The 16769-nt window shown below is 59.6% G+C and carries 15 protein-coding genes; 4 read left to right on the top strand and 11 right to left on the bottom strand.

From position 1 onward, the window contains the following. Window positions 1-78 precede the first annotated feature (78 nt). The 3 genes from metG to FIU93_RS24680 all read right to left on the bottom strand — a co-directional run bounded on the left by metG (window position 79) and on the right by FIU93_RS24680 (window position 4121). The gene (metG, locus tag FIU93_RS24690; protein WP_152507050.1) at window positions 79-1599 is read right to left on the bottom strand and encodes a methionine--tRNA ligase; all 1521 of its coding nucleotides are present in this window, start codon (window positions 1597-1599) and stop codon (window positions 79-81) included. Between the two features lie 183 nt (window positions 1600-1782). Continuing rightward, a complete protein-coding gene (locus FIU93_RS24685; protein WP_023000216.1) occupies window positions 1783-2778 on the bottom strand; it encodes a YeiH family protein in 996 nt (331 codons plus the stop codon). 26 nt (window positions 2779-2804) lie between these two features. Continuing rightward, window positions 2805-4121: a cytochrome c peroxidase gene (locus tag FIU93_RS24680; RefSeq protein WP_209010224.1), complete on the bottom strand. Its 1317-nt coding sequence runs from the start codon at window positions 4119-4121 to the stop codon at window positions 2805-2807. A 3-nt stretch (window positions 4122-4124) separates the two neighbouring features. Between FIU93_RS24680 and FIU93_RS24675 the strand changes: the two genes are divergently transcribed. Then, the gene (locus tag FIU93_RS24675; protein ID WP_152507049.1) at window positions 4125-4607 is read left to right on the top strand and encodes a tetratricopeptide repeat protein; all 483 of its coding nucleotides are present in this window, start codon (window positions 4125-4127) and stop codon (window positions 4605-4607) included. Window positions 4608-4820: 213 nt separating this feature from the next. Here the strand turns inward: FIU93_RS24675 and dctP are convergent, their stop codons facing one another. The 6 genes from dctP to FIU93_RS24645 form a co-directional block, all read right to left on the bottom strand. Beyond that, window positions 4821-5879 (bottom strand): TRAP transporter substrate-binding protein DctP, encoded by a 1059-nt coding sequence (dctP, locus tag FIU93_RS24670; RefSeq protein ID WP_055659181.1) that lies wholly within the window; start codon window positions 5877-5879, stop codon window positions 4821-4823. A 27-nt stretch (window positions 5880-5906) separates the two neighbouring features. Next, window positions 5907-7400 carry a TRAP transporter large permease gene (locus FIU93_RS24665; protein WP_152507048.1) on the bottom strand — a complete coding sequence of 498 codons (1494 nt, stop codon included), beginning with the start codon at window positions 7398-7400 and terminating at the stop codon, window positions 5907-5909. Continuing rightward, complete coding sequence (locus FIU93_RS24660) at window positions 7400-7990, bottom strand: TRAP transporter small permease (RefSeq protein WP_152507047.1); 591 nt, start codon at window positions 7988-7990, stop codon at window positions 7400-7402. Before FIU93_RS24660 ends, FIU93_RS24665 begins: the two co-directional genes overlap by 1 nt. A 160-nt stretch (window positions 7991-8150) precedes the next feature. Continuing rightward, window positions 8151-8666: a flavin reductase family protein gene (locus tag FIU93_RS24655; RefSeq protein ID WP_055659187.1), complete on the bottom strand. Its 516-nt coding sequence runs from the start codon at window positions 8664-8666 to the stop codon at window positions 8151-8153. Further along, window positions 8666-9556 carry an aldo/keto reductase gene (locus FIU93_RS24650; RefSeq protein ID WP_152507046.1) on the bottom strand — a complete coding sequence of 297 codons (891 nt, stop codon included), beginning with the start codon at window positions 9554-9556 and terminating at the stop codon, window positions 8666-8668. Before FIU93_RS24650 ends, FIU93_RS24655 begins: the two co-directional genes overlap by 1 nt. Further along, window positions 9556-10710: an LLM class flavin-dependent oxidoreductase gene (locus tag FIU93_RS24645; protein WP_055659188.1), complete on the bottom strand. Its 1155-nt coding sequence runs from the start codon at window positions 10708-10710 to the stop codon at window positions 9556-9558. Before FIU93_RS24645 ends, FIU93_RS24650 begins: the two co-directional genes overlap by 1 nt. A 190-nt stretch (window positions 10711-10900) precedes the next feature. On the opposite strand from FIU93_RS24645, the gene FIU93_RS24640 reads away from it, so the two are divergent. Together FIU93_RS24640 and FIU93_RS24635 are read left to right on the top strand one after the other, a co-directional pair. Further along, window positions 10901-11611, top strand: coding sequence for a GntR family transcriptional regulator (locus tag FIU93_RS24640; RefSeq protein WP_055659191.1), 711 nt, complete (start codon window positions 10901-10903; stop codon window positions 11609-11611). A gap of 35 nt (window positions 11612-11646) precedes the next feature. Beyond that, entirely contained in the window at window positions 11647-12771 is a 1125-nt protein-coding gene (locus tag FIU93_RS24635) for a Gfo/Idh/MocA family oxidoreductase (protein ID WP_152507045.1), read from the top strand. Between the two features lie 85 nt (window positions 12772-12856). Here the strand turns inward: FIU93_RS24635 and FIU93_RS24630 are convergent, their stop codons facing one another. Next, window positions 12857-13285, bottom strand: a complete 429-nt coding sequence (locus FIU93_RS24630; RefSeq protein WP_055659195.1) for a hypothetical protein — start codon at window positions 13283-13285, stop codon at window positions 12857-12859. A 214-nt stretch (window positions 13286-13499) separates the two neighbouring features. Here FIU93_RS24630 and FIU93_RS24625 point away from each other — a divergent pair, with 214 nt between their 5' ends. Next, complete coding sequence (locus FIU93_RS24625) at window positions 13500-16199, top strand: SH3 domain-containing protein (RefSeq protein ID WP_152507044.1); 2700 nt, start codon at window positions 13500-13502, stop codon at window positions 16197-16199. A gap of 6 nt (window positions 16200-16205) precedes the next feature. Here FIU93_RS24625 and FIU93_RS24620 read toward each other — a convergent pair whose 3' ends face one another. Beyond that, the gene (locus tag FIU93_RS24620; RefSeq protein ID WP_152507043.1) at window positions 16206-16667 is read right to left on the bottom strand and encodes an Lrp/AsnC family transcriptional regulator; all 462 of its coding nucleotides are present in this window, start codon (window positions 16665-16667) and stop codon (window positions 16206-16208) included. Window positions 16668-16769 lie beyond the last annotated feature (102 nt).

The following is a 16769-nucleotide window of genomic DNA, read 5'->3' as shown; positions in this document are numbered from 1 at the left end:
AATCGCGTTCCTCGCGATTGGCTATATGAAGCACCCCGAGCAGGGGCGCTTCATTTTTTTGATCAAGCCGTGACGGGCTTACTGAACCCGCGGATAAAGCGTCTCGATTTCGCCGAGATCGCTATTGCCTTCCAGCTGGTCAAGTTCCGGCTTCCACGGGCAGGCGACAGCCGGTGCGTTCAGCATGGCAAGAGCCTTCCCGGCAGATGCAGGGATGACCTGTGTCAGCGCTTCCATGACGACGCGCAGGCAGTCAAGTGTCACGTAGATCACCGTCTGGCAACGCTCGCGGGTCTCCTCGTTCTTGATGAGATCCCAGGGAGCCTGCTCGGCGAAGTAGTTGTTCATCTCGTCGGCGACGGTGATGATCGCCTGCATGCGAGCCGGGATTTCAGCAAGGTTGACCCATTCGCCCATGCCCTTGGTGGCTTCAAGCACGGACTTGCGGATCGCTTCGTCCTCGGCTGACAGCGGACCCGGTGCCGGCAGTTTGCCGTCAAAACGGGCCTTGGAGAACTTGGCCGCCCGCGACAGCAGGTTGCCGATCTTGTTGCCCAGTTCCGTGTTGTAGGACTGGGTGATGAAGTCGACCGAAATCTGGCTGTCGCTGTCCGCACGCATGTGCCGGGCGAGGTACCAGCGCAAGGCGTCGACGCCCAGCTTCTCGATGACCTCGATCGGATCGACGACGTTGCCGATGGACTTCGACATCTTGACGCCGCCCGCACCAACCCAGTGGCTGTGAACGGACAGCTTCTTCGGCAACGGCAGTCCGGCGGCCATCAGCATGATCGGCCAGTAGACGCCATGCGGCTTGAGGATATCCTTGCCGATCAGGTGCTCGCATTCCGCCCACCAGCTCTCGTAGCCTGCTTCCGGCCAGTTGATGTTGGTGAGGTAGTTCGCCAGCGCATCGAACCAGACATAGGTGACGAAGTCGGTGTCGAAAGGCAGTTCGATACCCAGGGTTACACGGGCCTTCGGCCGGGAGATGCAGAGATCTTCCAGCGGTTCGGACAGCATCTGCTTCAGTTCGTTCTTGAACGCTTCGGGCTGGACGAAGTCCGGATTTTCGGCGATGTGCTGCAGAAGGCGCTCGCGGAACGGTTCCATCTTCAGGAAGTAGTTGGTTTCCTCCGTCTGCTCCACCTTCATTGTCGGGTGCAGCGGGCACTGGCCCTCTTCGGTCAGATCGGATTCCTTCTTGAACTCCTCGCAGCCCTTGCAGTAGGTGCCGGTGTAGTTCTTCTTGACGATCAGATCCTTGTCGAAGATCGACTGCTCCATTCCAGCGACGGCCGTCTTGTGGCCTTCGCGGCTGGTGCGCACGAAATAGTCGTAAGCCACGTCCAGACGGTCGAAGACATCGCGGAATTCTGCACAGCGCATGTTGAGGTAGTCTTCAACCGACATTCCCTCTTTTTCCGCTGCTTCCTGGTTCTTCTGTCCGTGCTCGTCCACGCCGGTGGACAGCATCATGTCATACCCCAGCGCCTGTCGGTTGCGTTTCAGGATATCGGCCATCACGGAGGTGAAGGCGTGACCGATATGCGGAGAACCGTTGACGTAGTAGATCGGGGTGGTGATGTAGCTTTTCATCCAAACGCTTTCGAAATGTTTGGGCGGAAACAAGTCCGGTCCGGCCTGTTGCGGCGCATCTGCCGTTCCGCCTAAAGAGGTGCGAGCTATATTCCATACTCGCCCGCACAAGAAAAGCCCCGGCCTTTGAAAAGACCGGGGTTCTGCTTCGTTATATGGGGTGCGGCAAGGCCGATTGAAAGGTCAGCCGATCAGCCAGATGCCGCCCAGAACGAAGAGCGCCAGAAACGCTGTCTGCGTGACCAGCATCCAGATGGCCGGGCCGCCGACTTCCAGCAGTTTCGGAATGGAGGTTTTCATGCCCACTGCCGCAATGGCGGCCAGCAACGCCCAGCGGGAAACGTGTCCGGCCGCCTCCTTGGCAACGTCCGGAATAAGGCCGAAGGAATTGAGTGCGGCAAGCACCAGAAAGGCGACAACAAACGCCGGCATGATCGGAGGACGGGCGCTGCCCGGCTCCGAACTCTTGCGCAGGATGAGCGCCGCGACCAGAACGATGGGCGCCAGCATGGTGACACGGATCAGTTTCACCAGCGTCGAAAGGTCTCCGGTTTCCTCGGAGATCGAGAAGCCGGCCCCGACAACCTGGGCAACATCGTGGATCGTGCCGCCAAGGAAGACACCGGTCGCGTCCATGGAAAGGCCGAGGGAGGAGGTGAGGATCGGGTAGAAGATCATCGCCAGTGTGGACAGGACGGTCACGGTAATCACCGTGAAGGCGAGATCGCGTTCGGCATGTTCGCGTTTCGGCAGGATGGAGCCGATGGCCATGGCCGCGGAGGCTCCGCAAATGGCGACCGCGCCGCCGGTCAGAAACGAAAACAACCTGTCTCGTCCGAACAGCCCGCCGATCAAGAGGGAAAAGCCGATGGTAACCAGCACGCCGAGGATCACCAGAAGCAGAAACGGCAGACCCAGCTGCTGCACCATTTCCACGCTGATGCGGACGCCGAGCAGGGCAACGCCGACACGAAGCAGCGTGCGGGCTGCAAAGGCGATGCCTTCGCCCGTGCGCTGTTCCTCCGACAGGAAGTTCAGCGGCATGCCAAGCAGGATGGCCATCAACATGGCCGGTGCCCCGTAGTGCTCGTTGAGGAATTGCGCAGCAATGGCGACAAGCCCGGCAATCGCAATACCCGGGAACAGCCGGTTAGCCCGGTCTTTCAATGGAGCAACCATGAAACGTTCTTAGTCCTTGTTGATGTTTACCGGTCGACGGGAAGGCCGCTCGGGACAGTGGCAGGGATGCCGAAGGGCGGGGCCGTGACGGACTGCGTGCCGGTCAGGCTTTTCAGGAAAGCCTCCAGATCGGCAATCTCCGCATCCGAAAGGGGGAGAGGTTCAATATCCCTGAATCGGGCCTGACGCGCCATCTCACGAGCGTCATTCCAGACCACAAAATCGATCGCCTGCAGCCAGGGCGCTTGTGGAAGGGCTGCGGTTTCCGGTGTCCAGGCTTTCAGCATTCCCTTGGGGTCGAGATGATGCCGGATGATCCCCTCCAGCGTGGGGTAGGCGCCATTGTGGCCGTAAGGGGCGGTCAGCTCGACATTGCGCAGCATCGGGGTCCGGAACCTGTAGGCATCTTCCAGGCGGTCGGTTTCTCCCATCACGCCGACATCGCGCACCATCGGATCGAAGCTGCGGGTGCGGCCCGGACCAAATGGGGGCAGGCCCAGGGCGTGGAACTTCTGATCGCTGAGCAGTTTGCCCGAATGACACGAGGAGCACCCGGCCTTGCCGTAGAAGAGATCGAGACCCCGCTTCTGGGCCGGATCCAGAGCGCTTTCGTCGCCGGTGAGATACGCGTCGAACGGGCTGTCGAAGCTCTGCCATTCAATTGCCTGGAAAGCTGCCAGCGCATTTGCGATTTCAACGATCGTGACCGATTCCGGAGCGTCGATATGATCGAACGCCTCGACAAACAGGCGGCCATATTCCGGAATGATGCGGACGCGTTTGGCAAGGATCGGCCAGGCGTTGTCGATGCGATCGTAGATGGCCCCGGCGATCTCGTTTTCCTTCGGATTGCCCGCCATCTCGAACTGGGCCGTCACCGGAAAGACAGCCTGGGCGGCGAGCAGAGAATTGAAGCCCGTGGGCAGCCATTCTTCCGCCGGCGAATTGAAGCCGTTTTCGAAGGTGTCGGCAATCGACAGGCGGCCGTCATGAAACAGAACGTGGAGTTCTTTTGCTCCCAAGTTCCAAAGACCTGGAGCGTTTCGCGGAATCCGTTTCTTAATGCGGCTGTCACCGGTTCCGGCAATCCGCATGAGCCCCAACCCTTCGCCGCCTTCGCCGATGCCGAGCGACAACCGGTCTCCGGTGCCAAGGGTCGGGTGGTGGCATGTGGCGCAGGCAATATTCCTGTTGCCGGAGAGGATCTTGTCGTAAAAAAGCAACTGGCCGAGGGCTGCCTGCTTTCTGTCGAAGGCGATGAAATCGTCTTCCTTCAAAGGTGGTGGCAATTCGGAAGCAATCGCCGGTGCCGACAAGCCGAAGACCAGAGGGAGCAACCGCAAGACATGAAGACCACGCTGACCGCCGCTCTTTTTGCTCTCGGCCTTTGCACGGCTTCTGCTCAGGCCGAAATCGAAGCCGCGCGCGACCTGATGGAGGCCAATCGTTACGAAGAGGCGATGAAGGAACTCTGGCCGGCGGCTCGCTCCGGCAACGCGGATGCGGAAGAACTGATCGGTGTAATGTACGCAATGGGTCTGGGCGTCGAGCGCGACGACCAGCGGGCGTTCGAGTGGTATCTCAGAAGCGCGATGAAGGGGCATCCGGGTGCCCAGTCCGGTGTCGGCTGGTACTATGAGGTGGGCCGGGGCATGCCGGCTCCGGATCTCGTGCGGGCTTACATGTGGTACACGCTCTCCGCCATCGGGGGGGACCCCGACGCCGCGATCTCTCTGGAAGAGGTGGTCAAGAAGATGACCAAAGACGAGATTGAGAAGGCGCATATCCTGGTCGGTGATTACAAGGTCTGGATGTATCCGTTCAATTGAAAGCCGGCGGTTCGTTCCTGATCGGCGCAGAACTCGCGTGATCAAGTGCTGGGCGGACCGGGCCATTGAGCTCTGGCTCTCCCGGGTCTCCCACGGCTTCACCATGGGACGTGTGCCGATCCCTGTCCAGTTTACGGCAGGCACGATTCCGGACCGGTGTATGTGCTGGGATGTGTCACGCCCTGCAGTGGCAAGGCGTGACACGGTGTTTCGTCAGTTCAGATCGGCAGAGCGATTGGCGTTGATGTCGGCTTCGGCCGCAGCCACGGCTTCTTCCAGGGCGCCGAAGATCTCGCCGCCGCGTCCGACATTGCCTTTGAACCAGTCATAGACCGGAGCGGCTGCTTCCTTGAAGGCTGCCTTTTCTTCCGGGGTCGGGACGTAGAGATCGCCGCCACCGGCCACGAAGTCCTCATAAGCCTTGATCGACTTGCGCTTCGGTGAGGCGAAGGTTGCCTGCTGCAGGGCATAGAAACCGTCCACCACGACGCGGCGAAGGTCTTCCGGCATGGACAGGAACTTCTCGTTGTTCATCCACCACAAGGCGCCCATGTAAGCGTGCCCGTCGAGGGTTACATACTGAAGACCGGCATCGGGGAACTTCATGCCCATGATGTCGGTGATGCCGTTCTTGGAACCTTCGACAACGCCGGTCTGAAGCGAGGTGAACAGTTCCGGCCACGGGATCGGTGTCGGAGCAGCACCAAGTGCCTTGACCAGTTCCTGCGGCAGGTCGGCCACCACGGTACGGATCTTCAGACCCTTCAGGTCTTCCGGCTTGGCCACACGATGCTTGGTGTTGGCGAAGTTGCGCCAGCCGCCGGTGTTGCCGATGGTCATCAGGCGGATGGTGTCACCGGAATCTTCCAGTGCCATCGTGCGCATGGTGCGGGTGAATTCACCCGATAGGACATGCTCCGCAATCCGGTCGTCGCTCATCATGTAGGGCAGGTCGAGAACCTGGACATACGGGAAAATGCCCGCCGCGCCGCCGGAGGTGGAGATGTAGATGTCGATCGCACCGTCGGAAATGCCCTGAAGGCATTCGGCGCCGTTGGAGCAAAGCTGCGTGCCGATGAACAGTTCAACCTCGATGGCGCCGTTGGAAGCGGCCTCAACGAAGTTCTTGAAAACGACAAGACCGTCGTAGTCTTCGTCGTTTTCGTTGGAGTTGGCGGTTGCGCGCAGCGTGTAGTCCGCGGCAAGCGCGCTCAGCGACGATCCGGCAAGCATCGCCGCGACGGTGAGCGTTTTCAGTGCAGTTTTGAGCATTAGGTTCCTCCCTTAGAAAGCTCAGGATCAGTTGGCAAATCCGGTCAGACGCGGGATCGTCATCGAAAGTGCCGGAATATAGGTGATCAGGAAGATCACCGCGATTTCCACCGCCAGAAACGGCAGGATGGCTTTGGCAATGGTTTCAACCCGTTCTCTTGAAACCGAAGCCGCAACGAAGAGCACCAGTCCCATGGGCGGCGTTGCCAGGCCGATGGTCAGGTTGACGCTCATGATGATGGCGAAATGGATCGGATCGACGCCCAGGTTGACGAAGATCGGTCCGAGAATGGGGCCGAGAATGATGATGGCAGGGCCTGCATCCAGGAACATGCCGACAACGAAGAGCAGCAGGTTGATCAGGAACAGCAGGATCAGCGGGTTCTCCGACAGGGTGAGAACGAACTCCGCCATGATTTCGGGAGCGTGGCTGAGGCTGACGACGGTCTTGAAGGCCATCGCCGCACCGACCAGGAGAAGCACCACTGCAGAGGTTATGCCGGCCCTGTTCAGGACACCCGGGATCTCGGACACCTTGATGGAGTGCAGAACGAAGAAGCCGATAACCAGCGCGTAGGCAACTGCGACCGCGGCTGCTTCCGTCGGCGTGAAGACCCCCAGCAGAATGCCGCCGAGAATGATGATCGGCGTCTGAAGCGGAGCAACTGCTTTCTTGCACACGACCCGAAAATCTTCCGAGACAGCACTTCTGAGCTTCCACAAGAGCACATGGGAAACCGCCAGGAAGACTGCGAACAGGATGAACGAGGTCATCGTTGAAAGGGACGCGACCCCGGTCAGATTGATCACAAGATCCGCGATCACCGTGAAGAGGGCAGCCAGGTTTGCCCTCAGCACAATGAAGGAGAACCAATACTCCACCGGTGCCATGGTCTGGCCGGGGTTGACGATCCTCTGTGCTTTGGGAAGGTCGTACTTGTTGGCCATGACCTTGACCATCAGCATCAGGCCGATGCCGACCATGATGCCGGGTACGATACCGGCCAGGAACAGCGCGGCAACGCTCTCGCCCATTACATAGGCATAGATGATCATGATGCCCGACGGCGGAATGATCGGCCCGATGACGGAACTCGCCGCGGTGATTGCCGCAGCAAAACGCCTTGTGTAACCCTGCTTCTCCATTGCCGGGATCAGCATGGATCCAAGAGCGGAGGTATCGGCAACAGCGGAACCGGATAGGCCTGCAAACAGCATCGACGACAGGATGTTCACATGAGCAAGGCCGCCGCGCAGATGTCCCATCAGGGCCTGGCTGAACTCGACCAGCCGCATGGTGATGCCGCCCTTGTTCATCAGCTCGCCTGCGAGCATGAAAAACGGAATCGCCATCAGAGGAAAACTGTCCATGCCGTTGTAGACGTTGCGGTAAAGCAGCGTGATGTCTTTTTCCTGGCCGTTCAGCCAGAGCAACAGGCCAGGGGCCGCCAGAAGGCCGAAGAAGACAGGCAGCCCGATCAGCAGGAAGACGAGGAAGACGGGAAGGAACCAGATCAGCATCAGTCAGCTCCTGCCATGTCGGGATCGGGAATGACCGGCATGCGGTCGGCGCCACCGAAGCTGGCGATGATTTTGCGCAGGATCAGCTCGATGTTGACGAGCGTCAGCAGGAATACGCCGACGAGGATGGAAGCCATCATCCAGCTGCGCGGCACGCGGATCCATTCGCTGAAGGAAAGGTTGCCCGGAACATAAAGCGAGGCGGTTGCGAAACGGCCTCCAAAACCGGTGACTTCCGAAAAGCCGATCTTCAGGGCAACGACGAGCACCACAAGTGAAATAAGCAGAAGGAGCAGGGATATGGCGCTTCCCAGCAGGCGAGGCAGGGAATGGGTGAACATGTCGATGGCAACGAAACCGCCTCTGCGGAACGCTGTTGGTGCCATAAGACCTGTCATCCAGAGCATGCAGAAACGGGCTGCTTCGTCCGGCCAGGGCAGGGCATTGTTGAAGACATAGCGGAACACGACCTGAACCAGGATCGCGATCACCATCAGGGCGACGGCAACGATGCCGATGCCCCGGCCAATTCGCAACAGCAGCGAATTGACGAAGTCGAGCGGTGCAAGAACCGCCAGCAAAATGCCCATTCGGGCTCCTCCCTGGATCAACCGGCCTTCATGTGCGCGAACATGAGAACCGCGAAGCTGATCATGTTAAAAGTGGCGAAGCGGTCTTCTGCGTTCTCCTGAGACAGAAGGCTTCTCACTTTCCTCCAGAACGGGCCGGTCACCGCCCCGTTTTCCGCCCTTATTTTGGAGCGATTTGTCCGAGTTTGCCTGCATAAAACGTCAGGGCCTCGCCTGAACGCATCTCGGCCTGCAGCACCTGCCCAAGAACGATCAGGTGATCGCCGCCCTCATAGGCGGTGAAGCGCTTGCACTCGAAGCGGGCGAGACAGTTTTCGATCAGGGGCACGCCGTTGTCGTCGATCGTATAGGTGAGCTGATCGAAAGCATGGGCATTGCGCACGAAACCGTTGCAGACTTCAGCCTGTTCGTTGCTGAGCACGTGAATGGCGTAATGTTCGGCCGTTTCGAAATACCTGAACCTGCGCGATCCCTTGTCCGGCATCCACAGGACAAGTGCCGGTTCCAGGGAGACGGATGAGAAGCTGTTGGCTGTAATGCCGACGGGGCCGTCGGCCGAGCCGGTGGTTACCACCGTAACACCGGTGGCAAATCGACCGAACGCATCCCGCAAGAGGCGGGTGTTGTCGGCGTCCGGTTCGAAGGTCACGGTATGATTGGCATTCTGCATGGTCATCAGGGCACCTCTGTTCCAAGCGCCGCTTCGTAAAGACGGTACCAGGTTTCGCGATCCAGGCTGACTTTCAGCGCGTCGGAGATCTGGGCAATGCGCTCCAGATTGTTCGTGCCCATGACCGGCAAAAGTTGCGCCGGATGAGCCAGAAGGAAGGCGACCGCGACTGCGGACCGGTCTACACCGGCCTCTGCAGCAATTTCGTCCATTACGGTGCCAAGCTTGCCACTTTCGGAAATCAGCGAGCCGCCGCCGAGGGGAGACCATGCCATCAACCGGGTGCCGAGGCGCTGGTGGAACGCGAGGTCGCCATTGGTGAACGGCGCGATTTCCTTCAGTGAGATCTCGATCTGGTTGGTCACAAGCCGGTTCGACATCGCCGACTGCAGCAGCTCCCAGTCCCAGGGGCGGAAGTTGGAGACACCGACATTCCGCACTTTGCCGCTCTTGACCAGGTCATCGAGCGCGGCGCCGGTCTCGTGATGGTCCATCAGCGGGTCCGGGCGATGGATCAGCAGCAGGTCGATGGTCTCGATGCCCATCTCCGTGAGGGAGAACTCGACCGACTTCTCGATGTGAGATCGGGACGTGTCGTAGAATTTCACCCTGGCATCCGAATACCGTCCCATCGGCGCGACGATGTCGCATTTGGTGACGATTTCCATCTGACTACGCAGGGCCGGATTGGCCTTCAGCGCCCCGCCAAGCACGGCCTCTGCGGCATAACCGCCGTAAATGTCAGCCTGATCGAAGGTTGTGATGCCCTGGTCGAGACAGGTCTGGATCTTGCGTTCCACGTAAGCGGGGGACGTGTCGCTGTCGTCGCCGATGCGCCACATGCCATAGATCAGCCGGGAGAAGTCCAGGGTTTCAGAAAGTTTCACGCGGTCCATTAGCGGCGCACTCCTTGGCCAAGCGGGGTTGCCGGCGTTTGAGCCGGTACACGACCATAGGCGTGCGGCAGGGAACATGTCTTCAGATTCGGCAGGACCCTGGACCCGAAATGCCTGGCTTCTTCCAGGTGCGGATAGCCGGAGAAGATGAAGGCACGAATGCCCATCTTCTGATAGGCCTCGATCTTGGACATCACCTGATCGGTTGACCCGACCAGCGCTGCCCCGCAACCGGACCGCGCCCGGCCAACACCGGTCCACAGGTTCGGTTCGATGTAACCGAATTCATCGGCGATCTCGCGGTTCTTTGCCTGGTGGCTCACCCCCAGCGACTTGGCATCCAGTGCCCGTTCGCGAATGGCGGTTCCCTGGGTCTCGTCAAGTTTGGAGACGATATAGTCCGCGTATTCCTGCGCTTCCTTTTCTGTGTCGCGCACGATCATGTGCACGCGCAGGCCATAGTCGAGTGTACGGTCGTATTTCTCGGCGACCGCGTTGACCGCCTTCATGCGGCCTTCCAGTTCCTCGATCTTTTCCGGCCACATCAGGTAGACGTCGCAATGCTGACCGCAAAGGTCCAGCGCATCCGGAGAATAACCCCCGAAATAGAGCAGGGGCCCACCGGTCTGGTAAGGCCGGGCGGGGTCCGTGGTCAGGCCCTTGAAGTTATAGACCTGGCCTTCGTAATTGATTTCGTCCTGCGTCCAGGCCTGCTTCAGGATCTCCACCACTTCCCGCGAACGCTGGTAGCGATAGCTGCTGTCGGCCTGCTCGCCCGGAAAGTCGGACGAGATGATGTTGACCGTCAACCGGCCCTCGAGCATGTGGTCCAGCGTGGCAATGGTCCGCGCCAGCATGATCGGCTGCATCTCGCCGCAGCGAACCGCCGCCAGCAGGTTGATCTTGTCGGTGATCGGAGCGCAACCGGCGACGAAGGACAGTGTGTCCTGGCCCACCTGGTAGGACGACGGGCACAGGATGTTGCGGAAGCCCTGCTGCTCGGCTGTTTTCACGATCGAAGAGCAATGCTCCCAGGAGGAACGCAGATGGCCTTCGGGTACGCCCAGAAACTGATAGTCGTCGGAACACAATGCGGCGAACCAGGATACCTCCGCTGCATCAAGATCCGGTGACGTGACTGGGACTACGGTCATGAAGTGCCTCCCTTGGACCATCTTGTCGAATACCGAAACCCGCATGCACCGACATGGGCGCGATTGTGGTTTCGCTATTTTCGTTTGTTTTCGAATGGCTTCATTCTGCCTTCGATTTCTTCTTGCATATCACCCGTTTTGATGTAAATCAATAGTGTATCAATTTTGAAAACGAGACCTTCGAACCGCCATGCCAACCGCCTCGCAAACCTCTACCGCGCTGCCGTTATACGTGCAGATAAGCGAGCTTTTGATCAGGGATATCGCGGCCGGGCGGCTGATCGACGGGGAGCGGTTGCCGCCTGAAAGGGACATGGCAGAGGAGCTTGGCATCTCCATCGGAACCCTTCGCAAGGCACTCGCCGACCTTACGCAAAAAGGCTTACTCGAGCGGATCCAGGGGTCGGGAAACTACATACGGCAGGGCGGCACGCATGAGAGCGTCTACGCCATGTTCCGTCTGGAACTCCTGACCGGAGGTGGTCTGCCTCGCGCGGATATTCTGGACGTAAAGCGCCTGGACAAGCCGGACGATCTGCCGCTTTTCGGTACCAGCGCCGAAGGCACCCGTATCCGCCGGTTGAGGTTTCTCAACGATGTGATGATTGCGGTGGAGGAAATCTGGCTCGACGGCGACGCGGGATTTGTGCGGCGCGAGCTTCTGTCGGACTCGCTTTACCGCTTTTACCAGAAACACCTCGGGTTCTGGATCGTGCGTGCAGAAGACCGGGTGACCATCCGTGCGCTGCCGGATTGGACGCCGGAACTCTTTCAGAAGACGCCGGGCACTCTCACAGGCTTTGTCGAACGGTTCAGCTGGGCGGATCGCCCCAAGCCGGTCGAATATTCGCGAACCTGGTTCGACACGGACCGGGCGCATTACGTGCAGCGCTTGAAATAGGTGGACGAGAAATGCCACCGCGCATGGAGGACTGAATGCCTGCAAAGGTAAGATATGGTGTCATTGGCTGCGGGATGATGGGGCAGGAGCACCTGCGCAACATCGCACTCCTGCCGGACACCGAAGTAACGGTGATCTTCGAGCCGGACGCCGGAATGGCGGAAGCGGCAGCAAGATTTGCGCCTCTTGCGCGATTTGCCAATTCCGTTTCGGAACTGCTGGAAGTGGACGAACTGGACTGCATCCTGATTGCCAGTCCGAACCACTGCCATGTGCCGCAGATGGAAGAAATTCGCCGCAAGCGCCCGTTGCCGCTTCTCGTCGAAAAACCTCTCTTCACCGATCCCAAGGATGTTGCCGAGCTGGAGGCTTTCAAGGCGTCCTATCCGGCGCCCGTGTGGGTGGCGATGGAGTACCGCTACATGCCGCCGATCGCGGCGTTGATCGAGCAGGCGGAAACAGCCACAGGCGGCATCAAGATGCTGACCATCCGCGAGCACCGTTTTCCCTTCCTCGACAAGGTCGGCGCATGGAACCGGTTCAACCGCTACTCGGGTGGTACATTCGTTGAAAAGTGTTGCCATTTCTTCGATCTCATGCGGCTGATCATGCAATGCGAACCAGTCCGCGTGATGGCGTCGGCCGGCCAGGATGCCAACCACAAGGACGAGGTCTACAATGGCGAGCAGCCGGACATACTCGACAATGGCTATGTAATCGTCGACTTCGAAAACGGTGCACGGGCCATGCTGGAACTTTGCATGTTTGCCGAAGGCTCGCGCTACCAGGAAGAAGTGTCGGCCGTTGGCCCGGAAGGCAAGATCGAAGCCTTCGTGCCGGGTCCCGGACGCTTCTGGCCAGAACACCTCGGCGAGCCGCCGGTGCCTCAGCTTGTCGTGTCGCCCAGGTACCCGAAGGGGCCGCGTCAGATCGATATTCCGGTTGATCCGATGATCCTCGATGCAGGCGACCACAACGGCTCGACATTCTATCAGCACGAAGGCTTCGTGGCTGTCGTACGCGGTGAAAAGCCGGCACCTGAAGTGACGCTTGAAGACGGATGGCGGGCTGTGGAAATGGGGCTGGCGGCACAGCAGTCTGCCCGTACGGGTCAGTCCGTGACGCTACGATCTCAGGCGCTTTCCTCCGTCGCCTGCTGACAAGACGATTTTCCTCTGGAAACCTGGCCGGTACGACATTTGTCGTGCCGGCTTTTTTCGTGCCAGTCCGGCAGACGAGAAAGGGCTACCAGCGTTCCTTCGGCAACAGGGACTGCACGTTGTTGGAACTGAAGCCATCCCGTCCGCGCCGCAGGTTGATGGCGCGGATCGGCACCTGGTATTCTCGGCCCGTGTCCGACTTCTTGCACTGCTGTTTCCGGTAGGCGAAATTGTCCGGCACGTTCCTGTGGTTTTGCACCAGGACGCAGAAGACGTCGTAGCGGCCGTTCACGGCCACGTCCCGCCGCGCGCCCTGGGCAACGATCACCTGCATGTGGCGGGTGAAGGCCTTGTCGAAAAGCATAAAGTTGCAATAGGGCTCGCTGCCGTTGGGTGTGCGCGTGCTCTGGCAATAAAATATCTCTGCCCAGGCTTTCTGCGGAGCAGCGAACGGGAAAGAGCCGATCGAGACCAAGCCCGCCAATACGGCTGCCAGAGCGTAACGCTTCACCATTCCCTTAAACTCCTGGTCGAAATGCAGTTTTTTTCAACGTGATCTTGCGGATAGAATATCACTCCACGTAAGATTTACCCGTGACGCCCCTCACAGGGAATAGGCGTGACGACGAAATTTAGCTTGCCTCGGGAACGCACAGGTTCCCGTCACGTGCACAGACACATGCACCGACATCGACAGGGTTGGTTGAACCGGCCCCCGGGAGGTCCCAATGCGTAAGTCTCTTTCCGTTCTTTTGTCTTCCACTTTGATTTTGCAAACGGTTTTCGTAAACGGCGTGCTTGCCGCGCCGGCCCTGACGACCGCCAACGTGAATTTCCGACAAGGCCCGGGAACGAACTTCGGCTCACTGGGAACGGTGCCGTCCGGTACGCAGGTCGAAATGGAGAACTGCGATGACAGCGGGGCCTGGTGTTCTATCAGCTACAACGGCCAGAACGGGTTTGTCAGCGGACAGTATCTTCAGCTTAGCGAGCCGGAACAGACGACCGGCTGGCCGCGGTCTTTCCAGACCGACGCCGGGGCGACGCTGGTGCTCTACCAGCCGCAATTCACCGAGTGGGACAACTTCAAGACCCTGAAGGCGATGGTGGCAGCGGAATACATCAAGGACAAGGATGCCAAGCCTGTCTTTGGTGTGATCGGTGTCAGCGGCGCGACCGTGGCCGACACCGACAAGAGCGAAGTTGACATCAACCAGATCCAGGTAACGGAACTGAACTTTTCGGCCTTGGACCGGGAATCCCTCACTGACCTGTCGCTTCAGGTCGGCAAGATCATGCCGACCGGTACGATCACCGTGAAAGAGGATCGGATCACCGCAGGCCTTGCCGAATACCAGCGCATGGAGGATGTCCAGGGCCTGAGTTCGGAAGCACCGCCTATCTATGTCTCGACCGAGCCGTCCATTCTCGTGCAGACCGAAGGCACGCCGATCTTTGCGCCAGTCAAGGGTGATCAGGGGCTCAGCTTCGTGGTCAACAGCAACTGGGACATTCTGAAAATCGACGAGAGCGGCGAACTCTATCTGCGCGATGAAAAATCCTGGATGAAAACCAAGGACGTCTCGGCAGGGTGGGAAGCGGTCGACAAGCTGCCGGATCTGATCGGGTCTCTTCCGGATGACGATAACTGGAAGGAAACCCGGGAAGCGATTCCGGGGGAACCGTTCGCGGACAATACTCCGCCGAAGGTGATCTATTCAGACACGCCGGCCGAAATGATCGTCTTTGACGGCGAACCGGCTCTGGAACCGGTGGATGGCACCGATCTGGAATGGGCGTCAAACACCGAAAGCGACGTGTTCTTCCTGAAATCCACGTCCACCTGGTACATTCTGGTATCCGGCCGCTGGTTCAAGTCCACCTCGCTTGATGGGCCGTGGACTTTCACCACTCCGGACATGCCCTCCGATTTTCAGAACCTGCCGGAAGACGCGCCTTACTATTCGGTCCGTTCGTCCATTCCAGGCACTTCTGAAGCCTCGCAGGCACGGCTGAAAGCCAGCATTCCGACAACGGCTCGTGTGGAGGTCGGTTCCGTCAGTGCGGATGTCTCCTATGCCGGTGATCCGGAATTCGAGAAGATCGACGGCACGTCGATGTCCTACGCGGTCAATACCAGCGACCAGGTGATCCAGGTAGGTGCGAAATACTACGTGCTGCAGGACGGTGTCTGGTTTGTCGGAGACAGCCCGGAAGGACCATTTACGGTTGCCACGGCGGTTCCTGACGAGATCTACACCATTCCGCCGTCTTCCCCGGTCTACAACACCACCTATGTGCGCATCTACGACAGCGAACCGGGAGCGGTCTGGTACGGCTACACGATGGGCTATCTGGCTGGGTTTCTGTCCTGGGGCGTCTTCGTTTACGGCACAGGCTATTATTATCGGCCCTGGTACCGTCCGGGGCTGCGCCCGATCTACTTCCCGCGTCCGGTGAGCTACGGGATCGGTGCCTTCTACAATCCGGTCCGTGGCACTTTCGGACGCTATGGCTATGCCTACGGTCCGCTGCGCGGCATCGCCGGCGGCGGCATCTATAATCCGCGTACGGGCGGCTACATTCGCGGTGCCGCCATCAGCGGCCCGCTCGGCAGTGCAGGCTTCATCAGCGCCTATAATCCGCGGACCGGCAATCGTGTCGTGGTTGGCGGAGCCCGGGGCATTTACGGCTCCTGGGGCGGCAAGGTCGTAAGCGGGCCGGAATGGTCACGCACGCGCGATATCCAGGCTGGCGCCGTGCAGCGCTGGAAGCAGGACGGCAATCTGGGCCGTGTTGCGAACCTTGATCGCCGTGGTGACGTCTTTGCCGGTCGGGATGGTAGCGTCTATCGCCGCGATGGCGAGAAATGGCAGAAATTCGAGGGTGGTCGTTGGGGCGAAGTCGCTGCGCCCTCCCGCGAGGCAATCCAGGACCGCATGGGTGACATTGGTGCCGGACTGGCCGGGGGAGCGATCGGCGCCGGCGCAGGGGCAGCCCTTGCCAACCGCCCCCTTGGCGACAAGATCCAGAACCGGCCGAACGTTCAGCGCCCGACCAACCTGCCTGCAGGCCAGCGCCCGAACATCGAGCGTCCCAACGTCCAACGCCCGAATGTTCAAAAGCCGAATGTGGAGCGCCCCAACGTCCAACGCCCGGCGCAGCGTCCCAACGTTCAGCGCCCGAATGTGCAACGACCGAATATCCAGAAGCCGAATGTGCAGCGACCGGCGACCCGCCCTGCCACACGTCCGGCGGCACGGCCCCAAGCGCCTGCACACCTGAGCAGGGACAACCGGGCGAGAACGGCAGGCAACCGGCAGGTCAATCGGCAGCGCAACGTTCAGCGCTCACGTCCGCAGGCACGCCCGCAACGTCATGGCGGCGGTGGCGGTGCGCGCAGGGGAGGCGGCGGACGCCGCCGCTGAGAATACCTAGATTGGAAGGTCGCGGGCATCCGCGATCGATTCCATTGTCATGTACGACGTGACCGTATCCAGATCGACTTTCTCGATCAGGCGCTGATAGACGCGGTCGAAGGCATTCATGTCTTCGGCCACCACTTTCAGCATGTAGTCGTAGTCTCCGGCAATCCGGTAGAAATCGATCACGTTCGGAATGGCCACCACTTCGCCCCTGAACCTTTCCAGCCACTCCTTGGAATGGTGCCGGGTCCGGATCATCACGAAGACCGTGAGATTCAACCCGAGCTGCGCCGGGTCCAGCCGGATCGTATGTCCTTCAATCAATCCACTATCGTACAGCGTTTTCAACCGGCGCCAGCAGGCGTTCTGGGAAAGACCGACCTTGTCGGCAAGGTCTCTTTGCGAAAGACGTGCGTCGCGTTGCAGGGCACGCAGCAGCGCGCGATCAATATGATCGAAATTTTTCTCCATGTTCGATCAATTGACACGATCTGGCGCGTAAAACAATCGAATGAGGTGAAGATATCCCCGTGAAAGGGGTCGTATGATCCGAAAAAGACGTTTCGGAGCACA

Source organism: Labrenzia sp. THAF35, from assembly GCF_009363595.1.
Lineage (GTDB): Bacteria > Pseudomonadota > Alphaproteobacteria > Rhizobiales > Stappiaceae > Roseibium > Roseibium algicola.
The sequence above is the reverse complement of the archived record's forward strand: the minus strand, read 5'-3'. Positions and strand labels throughout refer to the sequence as shown.

Coding starts and splice junctions, on each gene's coding strand:
- metG (WP_152507050.1), bottom strand. CDS start 1,599: ATGAAAAGCTACATCACCACCCCGATCTACTACGTCAACGGTTCTCCG.
- FIU93_RS24685 (WP_023000216.1), bottom strand. CDS start 2,778: ATGGTTGCTCCATTGAAAGACCGGGCTAACCGGCTGTTCCCGGGTATT.
- FIU93_RS24675 (WP_152507049.1), top strand. CDS start 4,125: ATGAAGACCACGCTGACCGCCGCTCTTTTTGCTCTCGGCCTTTGCACG.
- dctP (WP_055659181.1), bottom strand. CDS start 5,879: ATGCTCAAAACTGCACTGAAAACGCTCACCGTCGCGGCGATGCTTGCC.
- FIU93_RS24665 (WP_152507048.1), bottom strand. CDS start 7,400: ATGCTGATCTGGTTCCTTCCCGTCTTCCTCGTCTTCCTGCTGATCGGG.
- FIU93_RS24660 (WP_152507047.1), bottom strand. CDS start 7,990: ATGGGCATTTTGCTGGCGGTTCTTGCACCGCTCGACTTCGTCAATTCG.
- FIU93_RS24655 (WP_055659187.1), bottom strand. CDS start 8,666: ATGACCATGCAGAATGCCAATCATACCGTGACCTTCGAACCGGACGCC.
- FIU93_RS24650 (WP_152507046.1), bottom strand. CDS start 9,556: ATGGACCGCGTGAAACTTTCTGAAACCCTGGACTTCTCCCGGCTGATC.
- FIU93_RS24645 (WP_055659188.1), bottom strand. CDS start 10,710: ATGACCGTAGTCCCAGTCACGTCACCGGATCTTGATGCAGCGGAGGTA.
- FIU93_RS24640 (WP_055659191.1), top strand. CDS start 10,901: ATGCCAACCGCCTCGCAAACCTCTACCGCGCTGCCGTTATACGTGCAG.
- FIU93_RS24635 (WP_152507045.1), top strand. CDS start 11,647: ATGCCTGCAAAGGTAAGATATGGTGTCATTGGCTGCGGGATGATGGGG.
- FIU93_RS24630 (WP_055659195.1), bottom strand. CDS start 13,285: ATGGTGAAGCGTTACGCTCTGGCAGCCGTATTGGCGGGCTTGGTCTCG.
- FIU93_RS24625 (WP_152507044.1), top strand. CDS start 13,500: ATGCGTAAGTCTCTTTCCGTTCTTTTGTCTTCCACTTTGATTTTGCAA.
- FIU93_RS24620 (WP_152507043.1), bottom strand. CDS start 16,667: ATGGAGAAAAATTTCGATCATATTGATCGCGCGCTGCTGCGTGCCCTG.